General features: G+C 61.3%; 15 protein-coding genes. 10 read left to right on the top strand and 5 right to left on the bottom strand.

Annotated elements, in window-relative coordinates; genetic code table 11:
* Positions 1-16: 16 nt before the first annotated feature.
* Entirely contained in the window at positions 17-343 is a 327-nt protein-coding gene (locus HNO86_RS03970; RefSeq protein WP_175375722.1) for a DOPA 4,5-dioxygenase family protein, read from the top strand.
* A 5-nt stretch (positions 344-348) separates the two neighbouring features.
* Here the strand turns inward: HNO86_RS03970 and HNO86_RS03975 are convergent, their stop codons facing one another.
* Positions 349-750, bottom strand: coding sequence for a GFA family protein (locus HNO86_RS03975; RefSeq protein WP_175375723.1), 402 nt, complete (start codon positions 748-750; stop codon positions 349-351).
* A gap of 319 nt (positions 751-1,069) precedes the next feature.
* Between HNO86_RS03975 and HNO86_RS03980 the strand changes: the two genes are divergently transcribed.
* The 9 genes from HNO86_RS03980 (at position 1,070) to HNO86_RS04020 (ending at position 11,396) form a co-directional block, all read left to right on the top strand.
* Entirely contained in the window at positions 1,070-2,377 is a 1,308-nt protein-coding gene (locus HNO86_RS03980; protein ID WP_175375724.1) for a CitMHS family transporter, read from the top strand.
* 85 nt (positions 2,378-2,462) lie between these two features.
* Positions 2,463-3,230: a TerC family protein gene (locus tag HNO86_RS03985; RefSeq protein WP_175375725.1), complete on the top strand. Its 768-nt coding sequence runs from the start codon at positions 2,463-2,465 to the stop codon at positions 3,228-3,230.
* 242 nt (positions 3,231-3,472) lie between these two features.
* Positions 3,473-5,131 carry a Na/Pi cotransporter family protein gene (locus HNO86_RS03990; protein WP_175375726.1) on the top strand — a complete coding sequence of 553 codons (1,659 nt, stop codon included), beginning with the start codon at positions 3,473-3,475 and terminating at the stop codon, positions 5,129-5,131.
* Positions 5,132-5,306: 175 nt separating this feature from the next.
* Positions 5,307-6,695: a pitrilysin family protein gene (locus HNO86_RS03995; protein ID WP_175375727.1), complete on the top strand. Its 1,389-nt coding sequence runs from the start codon at positions 5,307-5,309 to the stop codon at positions 6,693-6,695.
* A 113-nt stretch (positions 6,696-6,808) separates the two neighbouring features.
* On the top strand, positions 6,809-7,837 hold the full coding sequence (locus HNO86_RS04000) for a DUF5924 family protein (protein ID WP_175375728.1): 1,029 nt from the start codon (positions 6,809-6,811) through the stop codon (positions 7,835-7,837).
* Positions 7,838-7,890: 53 nt separating this feature from the next.
* A complete protein-coding gene (locus HNO86_RS04005) occupies positions 7,891-9,039 on the top strand; it encodes an ABC transporter permease (protein ID WP_175375729.1) in 1,149 nt (382 codons plus the stop codon).
* Entirely contained in the window at positions 9,036-9,839 is an 804-nt protein-coding gene (locus HNO86_RS04010) for an ATP-binding cassette domain-containing protein (protein ID WP_175375730.1), read from the top strand. Before HNO86_RS04005 ends, HNO86_RS04010 begins: the two co-directional genes overlap by 4 nt.
* 1 nt (position 9,840) lies before the next feature.
* Entirely contained in the window at positions 9,841-10,779 is a 939-nt protein-coding gene (locus HNO86_RS04015; RefSeq protein ID WP_175375731.1) for an MlaD family protein, read from the top strand.
* Positions 10,776-11,396 (top strand): ABC-type transport auxiliary lipoprotein family protein, encoded by a 621-nt coding sequence (locus HNO86_RS04020; RefSeq protein ID WP_175375732.1) that lies wholly within the window; start codon positions 10,776-10,778, stop codon positions 11,394-11,396. The genes HNO86_RS04015 and HNO86_RS04020 overlap by 4 nt, the downstream gene beginning before the upstream one ends.
* Before the next feature lie 103 nt (positions 11,397-11,499).
* Here HNO86_RS04020 and HNO86_RS04025 read toward each other — a convergent pair whose 3' ends face one another.
* The 4 genes from HNO86_RS04025 to HNO86_RS04040 form a co-directional block, all read right to left on the bottom strand.
* Positions 11,500-12,729, bottom strand: coding sequence for a nucleoside recognition domain-containing protein (locus HNO86_RS04025; RefSeq protein WP_175375733.1), 1,230 nt, complete (start codon positions 12,727-12,729; stop codon positions 11,500-11,502).
* Positions 12,730-12,894: 165 nt separating this feature from the next.
* Positions 12,895-14,226, bottom strand: coding sequence for a glutamate/aspartate:proton symporter GltP (gltP, locus tag HNO86_RS04030; protein ID WP_175375734.1), 1,332 nt, complete (start codon positions 14,224-14,226; stop codon positions 12,895-12,897).
* A gap of 769 nt (positions 14,227-14,995) precedes the next feature.
* Positions 14,996-15,157 (bottom strand): DUF1328 domain-containing protein, encoded by a 162-nt coding sequence (locus HNO86_RS04035; RefSeq protein WP_175375735.1) that lies wholly within the window; start codon positions 15,155-15,157, stop codon positions 14,996-14,998.
* A 75-nt stretch (positions 15,158-15,232) separates the two neighbouring features.
* The gene (locus HNO86_RS04040; RefSeq protein WP_175375736.1) at positions 15,233-15,520 is read right to left on the bottom strand and encodes a hypothetical protein; all 288 of its coding nucleotides are present in this window, start codon (positions 15,518-15,520) and stop codon (positions 15,233-15,235) included.
* Positions 15,521-15,909 lie beyond the last annotated feature (389 nt).

Raw genomic sequence — 15,909 nt, forward strand, 5'->3', positions numbered from 1 at the left:
ATTCAGAGGGCTTCAGATGCAAGCGATCAAGGGCTATCACGCCCATGTTTATTTCGATGCCGGCACCATCGATCAGGCGCGCGAGCTGTGCGAACGGGCGGCGCAATTGTTCCCCTTGAAAATGGGCCGCATGCACGAGCGCCCGGTGGGCCCGCACCCGGACTGGAGCTGCCAGCTGGCCTTCGGACCGCAGCTGATTGGCGAGGTGCTGCCGTGGCTGGCGCTCAACCGTAAGGGGCTGGTGGTGTTCCTGCACCCCGACACCGGCAACGATCTGCTGGACCACCGCGATCACGCGATCTGGATGGGCGCGATTCGACCGCTGGACCTGTCTATTTTTTGATCAGCCTATAGGGTTTCTTCCGGTTCCTCCGGCAGATGCTCGTCCAGGTGCAGCCACGGCAGACGGCTGTCGGTCCAGATGTGGCGTTCGGCCGCTGCCTGTTCGGGATGGTCGAGGGTGGCGATGGTCACATCGATCGTCTCTGGGCTCAGGTGGGTCGTCAGCGCCAGCTGTGCCCCACAGTGGCCGCAGAAATATCGCACGCAGCTGGCTGAAGAGTCGTACTGCAAGGGTGTCCCGGCCAGCCATTGAAAGGCCGCTGAGGGAACGGTGATCCAGGTGGTGACGATGCCGCCGCTGACCCGTCGGCAAATCGAGCAATGGCAGTGGGCGATATCCTGCAACGGCCCGCTGAACTGATAGCGCAGTTGCCCGCAATGGCAGCCGCCGGTGTGAAGCGCTTTCATCGCTTTTCCTCCCGAGCCCGTATCGATGGGCTCAAAACCCCGTCCGACGATCGGTCGTACTTCCGGTCATGCCTTTCATTGGCGAAAGCTGGCTGAAAGCTTGCCCGATTAGGATCGCCTCATTGCCGGCAATAGACCGGTTGGCCAAATGCGAGTGTATCGATGCTCGCCAGGTCCATTTAACAACAACAATGGTGATCCTGATGTCCTTTACTCGCCGCTTCGCCACAACTCCACCCGTACGTCTCGTGCTTCCCGTTTTGCGCTGATCCGACCCGGTCCGCCCATTCCCTAGCTGCGCTACGCCTGGAGTATTCCCATGCTGACTTTCCTTGGCTTCGCCATGGTCATCACCTTCATGTTCCTGATCATGACCAAGCGCCTGTCCGCGCTGATCGCTCTGATCATCATCCCGATCGTCTTCGCCCTGTTCGGTGGCTTCGGCCCGAAAATCGGCCCGATGATGCTCGAAGGCATCACCAAACTCGCGCCGACCGGCGTGATGCTGATGTTCGCCATTCTGTACTTTGCCCTGATGATCGACTCCGGCCTGTTCGACCCGGCCGTGCGCAAGATCCTCAAGATGGTCAAGGGCGACCCGCTGAAAGTGTCGGTCGGTACTGCCGTACTGGCCCTGGTCGTGTCCCTGGACGGTGACGGCGCCACCACTTACATGATCTGCGTCGCCGCCATGCTGCCGCTCTACAGCCGCATCGGCATGAGCCCGCGGATCATGGCCGGCCTGATCATCCTCGCCGGCGGCGTGATGAACATGACCCCGTGGGGTGGCCCGACCGCTCGCGCCGCCAGTGCGCTGCACGTGGACCCTTCGGCGATCTTCGTGCCGATGATTCCGGCAATGGCGTTCGGCGTTCTGGCGATCCTGGCCATCGCCTATTTCTACGGCAAACGTGAACGCGCTCGTCTGGGTGAACTGCACCTGGTGGGCGATGAGATCGATCACAGTGAAATCACCGTTTCGCAGTTCCCGGATGCCCGTCGTCCGAACCTGATCTGGTTCAACGGCGCCCTGACCCTGGGCCTGATGTGCACCCTGATCGCCGGCCTGTTGCCGCTGCCGGTGCTGTTCATGGTGGCCTTCAGTATCGCGATGATCGTCAACTATCCATGCCTGCAAGCCCAGAAGGACCGCGTCGCGGCTCACGCCGGCAGTGTGCTGGCAGTGGTCGGGCTGATCTTTGCCGCTGGTATCTTCACCGGTATCCTCTCCGGCACCGGCATGGTCGACGCGATGTCGAAAAGCCTGCTGGCGGTGATTCCGGACTTCCTCGGCCCGTACCTGGCAGTGATCACGGCGCTGGTGAGCATGCCGTTCACCTTCTTCATGTCGAACGATGCGTTTTACTACGGCGTGTTGCCGGTACTGGCCGAAGCCGCCAGTCACTACGGCATCAGCGCGGTGGAAATGGCACGTGCCTCGATCGTCGGTCAGCCCGTCCACTTGCTGAGCCCGCTGGTACCATCGACTTATCTGCTGGTGGCTCTGGCCGGTATCGACTTCGGTGACCACCAGCGCTTTACCCTCAAGTGGGCAGTTCTGGTGTGCATGTGCATACTGGTAGCAGCATTGCTGATGGGGATTTTCCCGCTGTTCAGCACTCTATAAGCCCAAGACTCGCCATGAAGGGTCCCGGCTTCGCTGTCTGAAGCCCGGACCCTTTGTGGTTTAACACACGCTCAAAGGAATACACATGGAATGGCTGACCAACCCTGAAATCTGGGTTGCCTTCTTTACCCTGACCGCCCTGGAAATCGTTCTGGGTATCGATAACATCATCATGATTTCGATCCTGGTCAGCCGCATGCCCAAACACATGCAGCAGCGCACCCGGATTTTCGGTCTGGCGCTGGCCATGGTTACGCGGATTCTGTTGCTGCTGTCGATCACCTGGGTCATGCGCCTGACCGCCGACCTGTTCGAAGTGTTCGGCCAGGGCATTTCCGGGCGTGACCTGATTCTGTTCTTCGGTGGCCTGTTCCTGCTGTGGAAAAGCTCCCAGGAGATGTACCACGCGCTGGAAGGCGAGGATGAGTCCGACGATGAGCCGAGCGGCAAGGGCGGCAACTTCCTGTACACCATCGTGCAGATCGCGATCATCGACATCGTGTTCTCCCTGGACTCGGTGATCACCGCGGTCGGCATGGTCTCCCACGTACCGGTCATGGTCGCGGCGATCATTGTGGCGGTGCTGGTGATGATGCTGGCCTCGGGCACCATCAGCGCGTTCATCGACAAGCACCCGTCGCTGAAGATGCTGGCGCTGTCGTTCCTGCTGGTGGTGGGTACCGTGCTGATTGCCGAATCCTTCGACGTTCACGTACCGAAGGGCTACGTCTACTTCGCCATGGCGTTCTCGCTGGCGGTGGAAGCGATCAACATCAAGATGCGCACCGCGATCGCCCGCAAGAAACAGCAGCAGGATCCGGTGAAGCTGCGCAAGGATATTCCGGGCCAGTAACCCGGTTGCTGTAACGGCGAAAAACCTGTGGGAGCGGCGGTGCGACGATTCGTGCCCGCTCCCACATTGATTTGTGGTGGATTCGTAAAATCCTTTTCATGACACTTTTGTTTCAATCCCTTCTTTAGCTATGCAATGCTGGCGCCCAGACCGTTAGCCAACTACAGCTTAAGTACTACACGTAGAACCTCGCGGTACCGTCAACTTGCTCCTTTGGGGCGCTACCACCACAGGGGGCCTTTATGCTCACCCTGCTCAATTTGCTCTCAGCCGTGGCCTTGCTGATCTGGGGCACGCACATCGTCCGTACCGGCATCCTGCGGGTGTACGGCTCCAACCTGCGCCATGTCATTGGCCGCAACATGTCCAAACGCTGGCTGGCCTTTCTCTCGGGGATCGCGGTGACGGCGATGGTCCAGAGCAGCAACGCCACGGCCATGCTCGTCACCTCCTTCGTCGGTCAGGGCCTGATGGCGCTGACCCCGGCCCTGTCGACCATGCTCGGCGCCGACGTCGGTACGGCGCTGATGGCGCGGGTGCTGACCTTCGACCTGTCCTGGCTGTCGCCGCTGCTGATTTTCATCGGCGTGATCTTCTTCCTGTCGCGCAAGCAGACCCGCCTGGGCCAGATGGGCCGTGTCGCGATCGGCCTGGGCCTGATCATTCTGGCGCTGCAACTGATCGTCGAGGCCGCGGCGCCCATCACCCATGCCAAGGGCGTGAAGGTGATCTTCGCTTCGCTGACCGGCGACATCCTGCTCGATGCCCTGATGGGTGCGCTGTTCGCCATGATTTCCTACTCCAGCCTGGCGGCGGTGCTGCTGACCGCGACCCTGGCCGGCGCCAAGGTGATCGGCCTGCCGGTGGCCCTCGGCCTGGTGATTGGCGCCAACATCGGCAGCGGCGTGCTGGCGTTCCTCAGCACCAGCATGCAGAACGCCGCCGGGCGTCAGGTGGCGCTGGGCAGCCTGTTGTACAAGCTGATCGGCCTGTTGCTGATCATTCCGGTGCTCGACCCCTTGGTGCACTGGATCGACAGCCTGGATTTCAGCCCGCAGGAAATGGTCATCGGCTTCCACCTGCTCTACAACACCACGCGTTGCCTGATTCTGCTGCCCACCGTCGGGCCGATGGCCAGGTTCTGTGCCTGGGTGCTGCCCGAACGTCCGCAAGCCAATGGCACGGCCAAGCCCCGGCATCTCGATCTGACGGCGCTGGCCACCCCTAGCCTGGCGCTGGCCAACGCGGCGCGGGAAACCCTGCGCATGGGGGATCTGATCGACAACATGCTCGAGGCCATGCTCGACGTGCTGCATGGCAAGCAAACCGCCGTGACCCAGGAAGTGCGGCGCCTGACCGATGACGTGGAATCGCTTTACAGCGCGATCAAGCTGTATCTGGCGCAGATGCCCCGGGAAGACCTCAGCGATCAGGACAGCCGGCGCTGGGCCGAGATCATCGAGCTGGCGATTAACCTGAAACTGGCCAGCGACCTGATCGAACGCATGCTGCGCAAGGTCCAGCAGCAGAAAACCTCCCAGCGCCGCTCGTTTTCCGAAGTGGGCCTGGAAGAACTGGCGGGGCTGCACAGCCAGTTGATCGCCAACCTGCGGCTGGGCCTGTCGGTGTTCTTGAGCGCCGACAAGGAAAGCGCCCGCCAGCTGCTGCGCGAGAAACGTCGCTTTCGCGCACAGGAACGCCGCCTGGCCCACGCGCATGTCAGCCGTTTGCAACGTAAGATCGTGCAGAGTATCGAGACCAGTTCCCTGCACCTGGAGTTGATCGCCGACATGAAGCGCCTGAATTCGCTGTTCTGCAGCAGTGCTTATGTGGTGCTGGAAACGTCGGAAACCGGGGCCCTGGCGGTCGATGATTTGACCGATACCACGCATTCGCCTTGAACGTCTGGCGGTGTGGTCAGTCAGTAACATCAGTTCGGCTTGAAGGCCATTCGCGAGCAAGCCCGCTCCCACATTGGTTTTGTGAACACCGCAAACCAAATGTGGGAGCGGGCTTGCTCGCGAAGACGGCCTGACTGACGACTCGGATCTCCAATCAGCCGTATGGAAGCTCGTTATGCGTTGCCTGCTGTTCGCCTGTCTGTTGCTCGGTTCACTGCCCTCCCTTGCCCTGGATCGCTTCCAGGTCGAGGGCTATACCCTGCGCAACGGCCTGCAAATCCTGCTCAAGCCGGGCGCGGAGCGCGGGCATGTGGCGATTCGGCTGGTGGTGGGGGTCGGCATCGACGATTTCAAATGCGCTGACAAAGAGCTGCCACACCTGCTCGAACACCTGCTGTTCAGTGGCATCGACGCCAGCGGCGAAGGCGGTCTCGAGGAGCGCATGCAGGCCCTGGGCGGCGAGTGGAACGCCTTCACCAGTAACGCCGACACCACCTTCGTGATCGAAGCCCCGGCGAAAAACCAGCGCAAGGTTCTCGATCTGCTGCTGGATTTGTTGACCCAGACCCGATTCGACGACAACGCTGTCAACGCCGCCAAACAGGTGGTCGAGCGCGAAGACGGCGGCCATTACTCTCATCTGCAACGCTGGCTGGACCGCCAGGATCTGGGGCACAGCGCCAGCAAGCAGCTGGCCGTCGAGCTGGGCCTCAAATGCTCGGAGCGCGCGGAGGTCGATCAACTGACCCGCGAGCAACTGGAGAAGGTGCGCAAGGACTGGTACGCGCCCAACAACATGACGCTGATCGTGGTCGGCGACCTCGATCGTCTGCTGCCGGCCTATCTGGAGCGGACCTACGGTGCGCTCAAACCGATCGAGCCGACCGCCCACCCGGAGCTGCCGCAAATCAAATCCAGCGCCGCCCACGAACGTAGCCTGATCCGCGGCTTTGTCGGCGACGGCGCCAAGCTGCACTGGCTGGTGCCGGAGCCGGTGCTGGAAGATCAGCACGACCAGACCTTCGATCTGCTCAAGGACTACCTGGACTGGGCACTCTATCGCCAGTTGCGCCTGGCGTACGGCCTGTCCTACGGGCCATGGGCCGAGCGCGAGGTGTTCGGCGGCGTGGGCTTCATGAGCCTGAACGCCGATCTTGAGCGGGACGATGTGGACAAGGCGCAGCAGGTGCTGGAGGAACTGAAGGCCCAACTGCTCAAGGACGGCCTGAACGCCGAGACCTTCAACCGCCTCAAGCAAGCCGCCATCGCCCGCCAGTCCTGGGCGGTGCAAGGCAACAGCGCGCTGGCCGATTACTACTGGAGCGCCATTGGCGACTACGAAGACGGGCGTTTCGCCAATCCGGCGAAGGAGTTGCAGTCGGTGACGCTGGCGGAAGCCAACAAGGCCATGCGCGAGCTGTTGCTGCAGCCGGGTTATATCCGGATCGAGAAGCCGTTGCTCAGTGATGATCAGGTGTTGTGGGTGATTGCCGGGGGGCTCGGCTTGCTCGTCCTGACAATTCTGGGTTGGCATTTATATCGAAAAGCGACGCGCACCCTGTAGCAGCAGCCTTCGGCAGCTGCTACAGGGATCGCGATCACTGCCGAGGCTCGCCACGCCGCCCCACCAGCGGTACCCTGTCGGGGATTTTTCCTACGACTGATGTGAACCGCCGAATGCAGAACCTGACCCTTTTCGTACAGCGCATCCTCGAACTGATGAAGCGCTACCCTGGGGTCATCGCGCTTGGCGGTTTTATCTCGGGGGTCGGCAGCTTCATTCTGGTGGATCGCCAACAGGGGCTGGCGAGCTGGATCACCACCATCATGCTGATCAGCTGGGTCTGGCTGATGCTGGAAAACAGCCTGACCCAGCTGTTTACCCGGATCTTCAAACGGGAAATTCCCCAGCCGCTGCTGCGCTACGCGACGCAGATGATCCACCAGGAAAGCCTGTTTTTCGTCCTGCCGTTCTTTTTCATCACCACCACCTGGAACAGCGGCCAACTGGTGTTCACCGGACTGCTGGGCATCGCCGCGCTGATCTCCATCATCGACCCGCTCTACTACAAGTGGCTGGCGCCGCGGCGCTGGGCGTTCCTGGCGTTGCATACGCTGACCCTGTTCGCCGCCCTGCTCACCGCGTTGCCGGTGATCATGCACCTGACCACCTCGCAGAGTTTCAAATGGGCGCTGGGCATCGCCGTGCTGTTGTCCTTCCCCAGCCTTGCGTCAATCTTCCCGATCCGCACCGTGCGCAACGCCCTGGCGATCCTGAGCATTACCCTGGGCATCGGCGGTGTCGGCTGGGTGCTGCGGTCGTGGGTGCCACCGGCCACCCTGTGGATGACAGACGTGGCCATCAGCACCCAGGTGCAGGACCGCACGCCGGGTAAGAGCCTGGACGAAGTCAGCGTCGCGCAGATCCGCGGCGATGGCCTTTACGCCTACACCGCGATCAACGCCCCGCGCGGTCTCAACGAGCGGATCTATCACGTCTGGCAGTTCAACGGCAAAGAGGTGGACCGCATCGCCCTGGATATCCACGGCGGGCGCAAGGAAGGCTACCGGGCCTGGACCCACAAGCAGAACTTCCCCGGCAACCCGGCGGGCAAGTGGCAGGTCCGGGTGCTGACCGAAGACGGCCAGGTCATCGGCGTGCTGCGGTTTGATATCACGGACAGCACACCGACCAAAGAAAAGTAACCGGGTTCGTGCTATTACGTAGATTCGCGTAATCATTTGAAAGCACGGAGCTTATGAGCAGTAACACAGTGGCCGGCAATGCCCGACTGGACACCTCGCTCACCCCGCCTCAGATCCGGGTGACCGGGGACTGGACGCTCGCCCATTACGCCGACCTCAAGCACCTGAGCGAGAAGCTCGAAGGCCAATACGACGCCAACACTCGCATCGACCTCAACGGTCTGGGCGCCCTGGATACCGCCGGCGCTTCGCTGCTGGTGGAGCTGCTGGGCTCCGAGCGCCTGGGGCGCTCCGCCGAACACCCCGATTGCACCATCTCCGCCGCCGACCGCGCCTTGTTGCAGACGGTCTACCGTTCGCTGACCGACTTCTGCGTGCCAATCAAGGAGCCGGAAATCAACGTCGGCATTCAATTGCTGACCCGCATCGGCCGCGCCGTGGACACGGTCTGGCAGGACACCCTGCAACTGCTGGGCTTCGTCGGCCTGATCCTGGAAACCATCCTGCGCGGGTTGTTCCGCCCCAAATGCTGGCGGGTCACGGCGATGGTCGCGCACATCGAGCAGACTGGCCTGGACGCCGCGCCCATCGTCGCCCTGCTGACCTTTCTGGTGGGCGCCGTGGTGGCGTTTCTCGGCGCCACGGTGCTGGCCAATTTCGGCGCCACGGTGTTTACCGTGGATCTGGTGGCGTTCTCCTTCCTGCGTGAATTCGCCGTATTGCTCACCGCGATCCTGATGGCCGGCCGCACTGCCAGTGCCTTTACCGCACAGATCGGCTCGATGAAGGCCAACGAAGAAATCGACGCCATCCGCACCCTGGGCCTGGACCCGATGGAGTTGCTGGTGGTGCCACGGGTCCTGGCCCTGCTGATCGCGTTGCCGATGCTGACGTTCCTGGCGATGGTCGCGGGGATCGTCGGCGGCGGCGTGGTCTGCGCGGTGTCGCTGGATATCTCGCCGGCGATGTTCCTGTCGCTGCTGCAACAGGACATCGGCGTTCAGCACTTCCTGGTTGGGATGGTCAAAGCGCCGGTGTTCGCGTTCCTGATCGCCGCCATCGGCTGCCTGGAGGGCTTCAAGGTCAGTGGCAGTGCCGAGTCTGTCGGTGCGCACACCACCTCCAGCGTGGTGCAGTCGATTTTCGTGGTGATCGTGCTCGACGCCGTGGCCGCGATGTTCTTCATGGAGATCAGCTGGTGAGTCGTCTACACAGAGCCCCCACCGAGGCGGTGATCGAAGTCCGTGGGCTGTGCAATCGCTTCGGCCGCCAGAGCGTGCACGAGAACCTGGACCTGGACCTGTACAAGGGCGAGATCCTGGCGGTGGTCGGCGGCTCCGGCAGTGGCAAATCGGTGTTGTTGCGCAGCATCGTCGGCCTGCGCCAGCCCAGTGAGGGCGAGGTGAAGGTCTTCGGCAAGAACCTGCCGAGCCTGTCCGAACACGAACGCTCGCTGGTGGAACGGCGCTTTGGCGTGCTGTTCCAGAAAGGCGCCCTGTTCTCTTCGCTGACCGTGACCGAGAACGTCGCCCTGCCCCTCATCGAGCACGCCGGCCTGAGCCGTGACGATGCCGAGCACCTGGCGGCGGTGAAAATGGCTTTGGCCGGGCTGCCACTGTCGGCGGCGGACAAGTACCCCGCCTCACTGTCCGGCGGCATGATCAAGCGCGCGGCGCTGGCGCGGGCCCTGGCGCTGGACCCGGACATCCTGTTTCTCGACGAACCCACCGCCGGCCTCGACCCGATCGGTGCCGCCGCTTTCGATCAATTGATCCTGACCCTGCGCGATTCGCTGGGCCTGAGCGTTTTCCTGGTGACCCATGACCTGGACACCCTCTACACCATCACCGATCGGGTGGCGGTGCTGGCGCAGAAAAAGGTGCTGGTGGCCGATGCCATCGATGTGGTCTCGGAAACCGACGACGCGTGGATTCACGAATACTTCCATGGCCCTCGCGGCCGCGCGGCGCAGACAGCCGCCCAACAGCTCAACGAGGTCTGACGTGGAAACCCGAGCCCATCATGTACTGATCGGCCTGTTCACCGTGATTGTGGTGGCAGGCGCCCTGCTCTTCGGCCTGTTCCTGGCCAAATCCAGCGTCGACACCGAGTTCAAGGACTACGAAGTGGTGTTCAACGAGGCGGTCAGCGGTTTGTCCCGCGGCAGCTCGGTGGCGTACAGCGGGATCAAGGTCGGCGACGTGATCCAGCTGCGCCTGGACCCGAAAGATCCGCGCCGGGTGCTGGCGCGGATTCGCCTGGCCGGTGACACGCCGGTCAAGGAAGACACCCAGGCCAAGCTGGCGCTGACCGGGGTGACCGGCACCTCGATCATCCAGCTCAGCGGCGGTACGCCACAGAGCCCGACGCTCAAGGGCAAGGACGGCAACCTGCCGACCATCATCGCCGCGCCCTCGCCCATCGCCCGCCTGCTCACCGACAGCAACGACCTGATTGCCGGCGTGAACGTGCTGATGCACAACGCCAACATGATGTTCTCCACCGAAAACATCGAACGCATCAGCAAGACACTGGAGCATCTGGAACAGACCACCGGAGTCATCGCCGAACAGCGTGGGGATATCCGCGTGGCCATGCAGCAACTGGCGTCGGTGGGCAAACAGGCCAGCACCATGATGGAACAGACCTCGGCGCTGATGCGCAACGCCAACGGCCTGCTCAACGATCAAGGCAAGGAAATGTTCGGCAGCGCCCGTCAGGCGATGAAGTCCCTGGAACAGAGCAGCGCGACGATCAATCAGTTGCTCACCACCAACCAGGATTCGCTCAACAGCGGCATGCAGGGCCTCAATGGCCTGGCCCCGGCGATACGGGAGCTGCGTGAAACCCTCACCTCGCTGCGGGCGATCTCCAAACGCCTGGAGGCCGACCCCAGCGGTTACTTGCTGGGCAGTGACAAGCACAAGGAATTCACCCCATGAAGCTGACCCGCCTCGCCCTCCTCGCCAGCTTCACGCTGATGGGCGCCTGCTCGATCCTGCCCGAGCCCGAGCCGTTCAATCTGTATCGATTGCCGGCTGCGCAAAGCAGCGCCAGCCACGGCACGGTGCAGCGTTGGTCGCTGCGCCTGAACAAACCCCAGGCCAGCGAGGCGTTGAACAGCCCGAATATTGCGGTCATTCCCCAAGGCGATGTGATCAGCAGCTACAAGGGGGCGCGCTGGAGCGACCCGGCGCCGGTGCTGCTGCGCAATCGTCTGCTCGATGGGTTCCAGCGCGATGGCCGGATGACGCTGCTCAGTACCGATGACAGCAATTTCCAGGCGGACCTGGAACTGGGCGGCAGCCTGCAGGCGTTTCAGACGGAGTATCAGGGCACGGCCGCCAGTGTCGTCGTGCGCTTCGATGCACTGCTGGTGCGCGGCTATGACCAGCGATTGCTCGCCAGCCGCCGCTTTGAAGTGCGCCAGCCGTTGAGTGATGTAAAGGTGCCGGCGGTGGTTGCCGGGTTTGGGCAGGCCAGTGATCAGCTGACGGCGCAGGTGGTGGCTTGGGCGGTAGAGCAAGGCCAGAAAGTCGCGCCGCCGCCAAGACCCTGATTTATTGAGACTCCAATGGTGCTGCTTTTTGTGGCGAGGGGGCTTGTCGAAACGTCGCCACAAAAGCCCGCAGCCACAAGAGACAGCACTCACAGTGTTCTGGTTAACCGAAGAACCAGTAGCAGACGCCAATGGCGCCCAGCACACCCGCCAACTCCGCCAGCAACGCACACCCCACCGCATGCCGCGCCCGCTGGATACCTACCGCACCGAAGTACACCGCCAACACATAGAAAGTGGTTTCGGTACTGCCCTGAATCGTCGCCGCCACCAGCGCCGGGAAGCTGTCGACGCCCGAGGTCTTCATGGTTTCGATCAACATCGCCCGGGCGGCGCTGCCGGAGAATGGCTTGACCATCGCAGTCGGCAGCGCGTCGACGAAACGCGTGTCCCAGCCCGCCCATTCCACCAGATGACGAATCCCGTCCAGGCCGAAATCCAGGGCCCCGGACGCCCGCAGCACACCCACGGCGCAGAGCATCGCCACCAGATACGGCAGCAGATTCTTCGCCACGTCGAAGCCTTCCTTGGCACCTTCGACGAAGGCCTCGTAGACCTTCACCTTGCGCATCGCGCCGATAATCAGAAACAGCATGATCAGCCCGAACAGGGTCACGTTGCCGAGGATCGACGACAGCCCCGCCAAAGCTGTGGCCGACAGGGTGCCCAGCAGCGCCATGAAGCCGCCAAGCAGCAGGGCGCCTGGAATCAGATAGGCCAGCACCACCGGGTCCCAGACCCGCAGGCGTTGCATGAAGGCCACGGCGAGAAAGCCGACGATGGTCGAGCAGCTGGTGGCCAGCAAAATCGGCAGGAACACCAGGGTCGGATCGGGCGCGCCTTGCTGGGCGCGGTACATGAAGATCGTCACCGGCAGCAGGGTCAGGGAGGATGCGTTGAGCACCAGGAACAGGATCTGCGCGTTGCTGGCGATGGTGTCGCTGGGGTTCAGCTCTTGCAGGGCCTTTATGGCCTTGAGGCCGATCGGCGTGGCGGCGTTGTCCAGGCCCAGGCCGTTGGCGGCGAAGTTGAGGGTGATCAGGCCAATGGCGGGGTGGCCGGGTGGAACCTCCGGCATCAGGCGCAGGAACAGGGGACCTAGGACCTTGGCCAGCCATTCGACGATCCCGGCTTTCTCGGCGATGCGCAGAAAACCCAGCCAGAGGGTGAGGGTGCCGAACAGCAGCACCATCACTTCGACCGACAGCTTGGCCATGGCGAAGATGCTTTCCACCATCGCCGCGAAGATCCCGGCGTTACCGCCCACCAGCCATTGCACCAGCGCCGACACGGCGGCCACGATGAAGAAGCCAAGCCACAGGCCATTGAGCATCAGTCAAATCCCCCAAAAGATGGGCGAATGATAGCGGGGTGGTCAGAAACGACAAACCCCGGATTTGTCCGGGGTTTGTCGATATGACTCAATCACTGTGGCGCTCTTTGTGGCGAGGGGGCAAGCCCCCTCGCCACAGGATCTGTTTTCCACAAGGGTTTTGTGTCAGTTACGGGAAGACTCAGCCGCCGGCAGCTTTTCCTTGCTGCGCCAGTGCGGCAGGGAGTTCCAGTAGCGCTGGCCCTTGGCCTCGTCGTACATGCCTTCCCAACGCGCGATAACCAGTACCGCCAGGGCGTTGCCGATCACGTTCAGTGCGGTACGGGCCATGTCCATGATGCGGTCGACACCGGCGATGAACGCCAGGCCTTCCAGCGGGATGCCCACGCTGCCCAGGGTGGCCAGCAGGACCACGAAGGACACACCCGGAACGCCGGCGATGCCTTTGGAAGTGACCATCAGGGTCAGTACCAGCAGCAGTTGCTGGCTGATCGACAGGTCGATGCCGTACAGCTGGGCGATGAAGATGGCCGCGATGCTCTGGTACAGGGTCGAACCGTCGAGGTTGAAGGAGTAACCGGTCGGCACCACGAAGCTGCAGATGGCTTTCGGCGCACCGTAGGCTTCCATCTTCTCGATCACACGCGGCAGCACGGTTTCGGAAGAGGCGGTGGAGTAGGCCAGCACCAGCTCATCCTTGAAGATGCGCATCAGCTTGATCACGGAGAAGCCGAACAGGCGAGCGACCAGGCCCAGCACCATGAAGGCGAAGAAGGCGATGGCGAAGTAAACCAGGACCACCAGTTTCGCCAGCGGCAGCAGGGAAGCGAAGCCGAAGTTGGCCACGGTCACCGCGATCAGGGCGAACACGCCGATCGGAGCGTAGTTCATGATCATGTGGGTGACTTTGAACATGGCTTCCGATACGCCCTGGAACATCTTCACCAGAGGCTCGCGAACGTCCGCCTGCAGGCTCGACAGACCGAGGCCGAACAGCACGGAGAAGAAGATGATCGGCAGCATTTCACCGCGGGCCATGGCCGCGAAGATGTTCGACGGGATCAGGTTGAGGATGGTCTCGATGAACGCATGCTCGTGCTGCACTTCGGCAGCGGTCGCCTTGTACTTGGAGATGTCCACAGTACCCAGGGTGCTCATGTCGATGCCCGAGCCCGGGTGGAACACGTTGGCCAGTACCAGGCCGACCACGATGGCGACGGTGGTGACGATCTCGAAGTAGATGATGGTCTTCAGGCCAATGCGCCCGAGTTTCTTCGCGTCACCGACGCCGGCGATGCCGACGATCAGCGAGGAAATCACGATCGGGATCACGATCATCTTGATCAGACGGATAAAGATATCGCCTGCCGGTTGCAGAACGTTGCTGATCCACCAGGCTTTCTCGGCACTGAAATGGTTGAGCAGCGCACCGATTGCAATCCCCAACACCAGACCGATGAGGATCTGCCAGGCGAGGCTAAGCTTTGCCTTCTTCATATCTTTACCCTTACTTCAGTTTGACTCGGACGGTGGCTCGAGCAGCTTCGCTTGTGGCGAAAAGTCGTGTGCAACCGCCCCCGTATAAGGAGCCCCGGAGCGCTTGTTATGGCTCTCTGGCAGGCGAAAAAAGGCGCAACTATTCCGATGCAAGGAAGCGACGTCTAATGCCGTAAACGCCTACCCTATGCCGAATCGGCATGAGGTCTTTTAGCTGAAAGCGACGTCGCAATCGGTTCGAATACGACATTTCGGCAGACATAGGTGCCGTGAACCGGCCATTACAGCGCTAATTGAGTATTTTTTGATCAGGCGAGTGAGGCGTGAATTTTGGGAAAATCCTGCGTCGCGCGCGACAAAATTCCCGCGCGGTTATGGCGTCTTTTCTCGATATACGGTCGCAAGGGAACGGCTGGAAAAAAGATTTCCAGGCGATGAAGGAGGGGTGATGGCGGGGTTCGACAGCAAACCGATGGATCGCTCTAATTCAACGCTTTGCGTTTACAAGCTCTCCGCAAGTTCGTCGATTCATGAACGACCAACGAACTTGCGTCGCAGCTTTTCCTGACCTGGTCCTTTCGCAGGTACTCCCTGTACCCGTAGGTCACTCCGCCCCTGAAACAGGCAGAACGTCCCGACCCCCTGGTCATGCGCCTGCCTTCCTCGGGTGGGCGCACTGGGAAAGAAGCGCGGTGCCTCTTTCTTTGTCATTTATCCGGATTCCGTCCGGACGGCGGATAGATCAACTCAACTCGAACAAGTTCATTCGTCAGCCGCGACGGCGACCAAAGAAGAAGGAAGCAATGAACATCACCAGGAACACGACAAAGAGAATCTTGGCGATACCCGTGGCGGTGCCCGCGATACCACCGAAGCCCAGTACGGCAGCGACGATGGCAATGATCAAGAATGTAATTGCCCAGCTCAACATGGTGATTCTCCTTACGCTTTTCTTTATTTAGAGGTGCTGCGTTCCTGGCGTATTGAGTGCGCCAGGTGTGTGAACCTAGAACACCCAGCGTTCCTGACGAGGCGACTCATCCATCGTCTGGTGTTGGTCGACATCCATCATTCGCATCGAATAGGTGTCGTCCATGCCGCTCCTGGCAGCGCTGAAGTGGGTTTGGGTCGGGTGTTGAAACGACACGCTTGGCCCTTCCTGCTGCTGGCTCTGTTCCCAGCGCAAAAATTGCTGACCGGCAATCAAGGTGATCAGCAGCGCCAATACGGCAAACAGACCTTGCTGCAGATACAAGGGTGATAGCCGCAATTGGGTGGCACGTTGGCGATTCATCCTGAAGCTCCTCCCACTTTGGGGTAATCGGTTGAGGGCGCTTTGTTATTTGCCCTGCGATATCTGAGCTATTGCAGCCGGCGTGCCAGATTTTTTCTTCTAAAAAATCTTTATAAATCAATTGGTTATGTTGATGGCGAATTGACTTTCGGACGCATCCTGCACGATGCGGCTTTTCGCGGTCGTGCGTAATGCACGATCGCCTGCGCTGTCGTCGCAATATTTTTGAATTGAGAGCAGGGCGCTGCTGTCAGAAAAAGATGCGGTCGGGCCTTTGATAAGTGTCTATCTATAAAAGGCTCGCGCAATCGAGGTCCAAACCGGCGTGGCGGGAGATAACTATCCTGTCGGCGCAGGAATGGATCAGAATGAACCATGCAACTTGCCCG

Origin of the sequence: Pseudomonas sp. C1C7 (assembly GCF_013359595.1) — a bacterium.
In the GTDB taxonomy this organism is placed as follows: Bacteria; Pseudomonadota; Gammaproteobacteria; order Pseudomonadales; family Pseudomonadaceae; genus Aquipseudomonas.

Bases quoted from the DNA above. Each gene is read 5' to 3' on its own strand.
- HNO86_RS03970 (WP_175375722.1), top strand. From the start codon at position 17: ATGCAAGCGATCAAGGGCTATCACGCCCATGTTTATTTCGATGCCGGC.
- HNO86_RS04025 (WP_175375733.1), bottom strand. From the start codon at position 12,729: ATGCTCAATGGCCTGTGGCTTGGCTTCTTCATCGTGGCCGCCGTGTCG.
- HNO86_RS04035 (WP_175375735.1), bottom strand. From the start codon at position 15,157: ATGTTGAGCTGGGCAATTACATTCTTGATCATTGCCATCGTCGCTGCC.
- HNO86_RS04040 (WP_175375736.1), bottom strand. From the start codon at position 15,520: ATGAATCGCCAACGTGCCACCCAATTGCGGCTATCACCCTTGTATCTG.
- HNO86_RS03980 (WP_175375724.1), top strand. From the start codon at position 1,070: ATGCTGACTTTCCTTGGCTTCGCCATGGTCATCACCTTCATGTTCCTG.
- HNO86_RS03975 (WP_175375723.1), bottom strand. From the start codon at position 750: ATGAAAGCGCTTCACACCGGCGGCTGCCATTGCGGGCAACTGCGCTAT.
- HNO86_RS04020 (WP_175375732.1), top strand. From the start codon at position 10,776: ATGAAGCTGACCCGCCTCGCCCTCCTCGCCAGCTTCACGCTGATGGGC.
- HNO86_RS03990 (WP_175375726.1), top strand. From the start codon at position 3,473: ATGCTCACCCTGCTCAATTTGCTCTCAGCCGTGGCCTTGCTGATCTGG.
- HNO86_RS03995 (WP_175375727.1), top strand. From the start codon at position 5,307: ATGCGTTGCCTGCTGTTCGCCTGTCTGTTGCTCGGTTCACTGCCCTCC.
- HNO86_RS03985 (WP_175375725.1), top strand. From the start codon at position 2,463: ATGGAATGGCTGACCAACCCTGAAATCTGGGTTGCCTTCTTTACCCTG.
- gltP (WP_175375734.1), bottom strand. From the start codon at position 14,226: ATGAAGAAGGCAAAGCTTAGCCTCGCCTGGCAGATCCTCATCGGTCTG.
- HNO86_RS04005 (WP_175375729.1), top strand. From the start codon at position 7,891: ATGAGCAGTAACACAGTGGCCGGCAATGCCCGACTGGACACCTCGCTC.
- HNO86_RS04000 (WP_175375728.1), top strand. From the start codon at position 6,809: ATGCAGAACCTGACCCTTTTCGTACAGCGCATCCTCGAACTGATGAAG.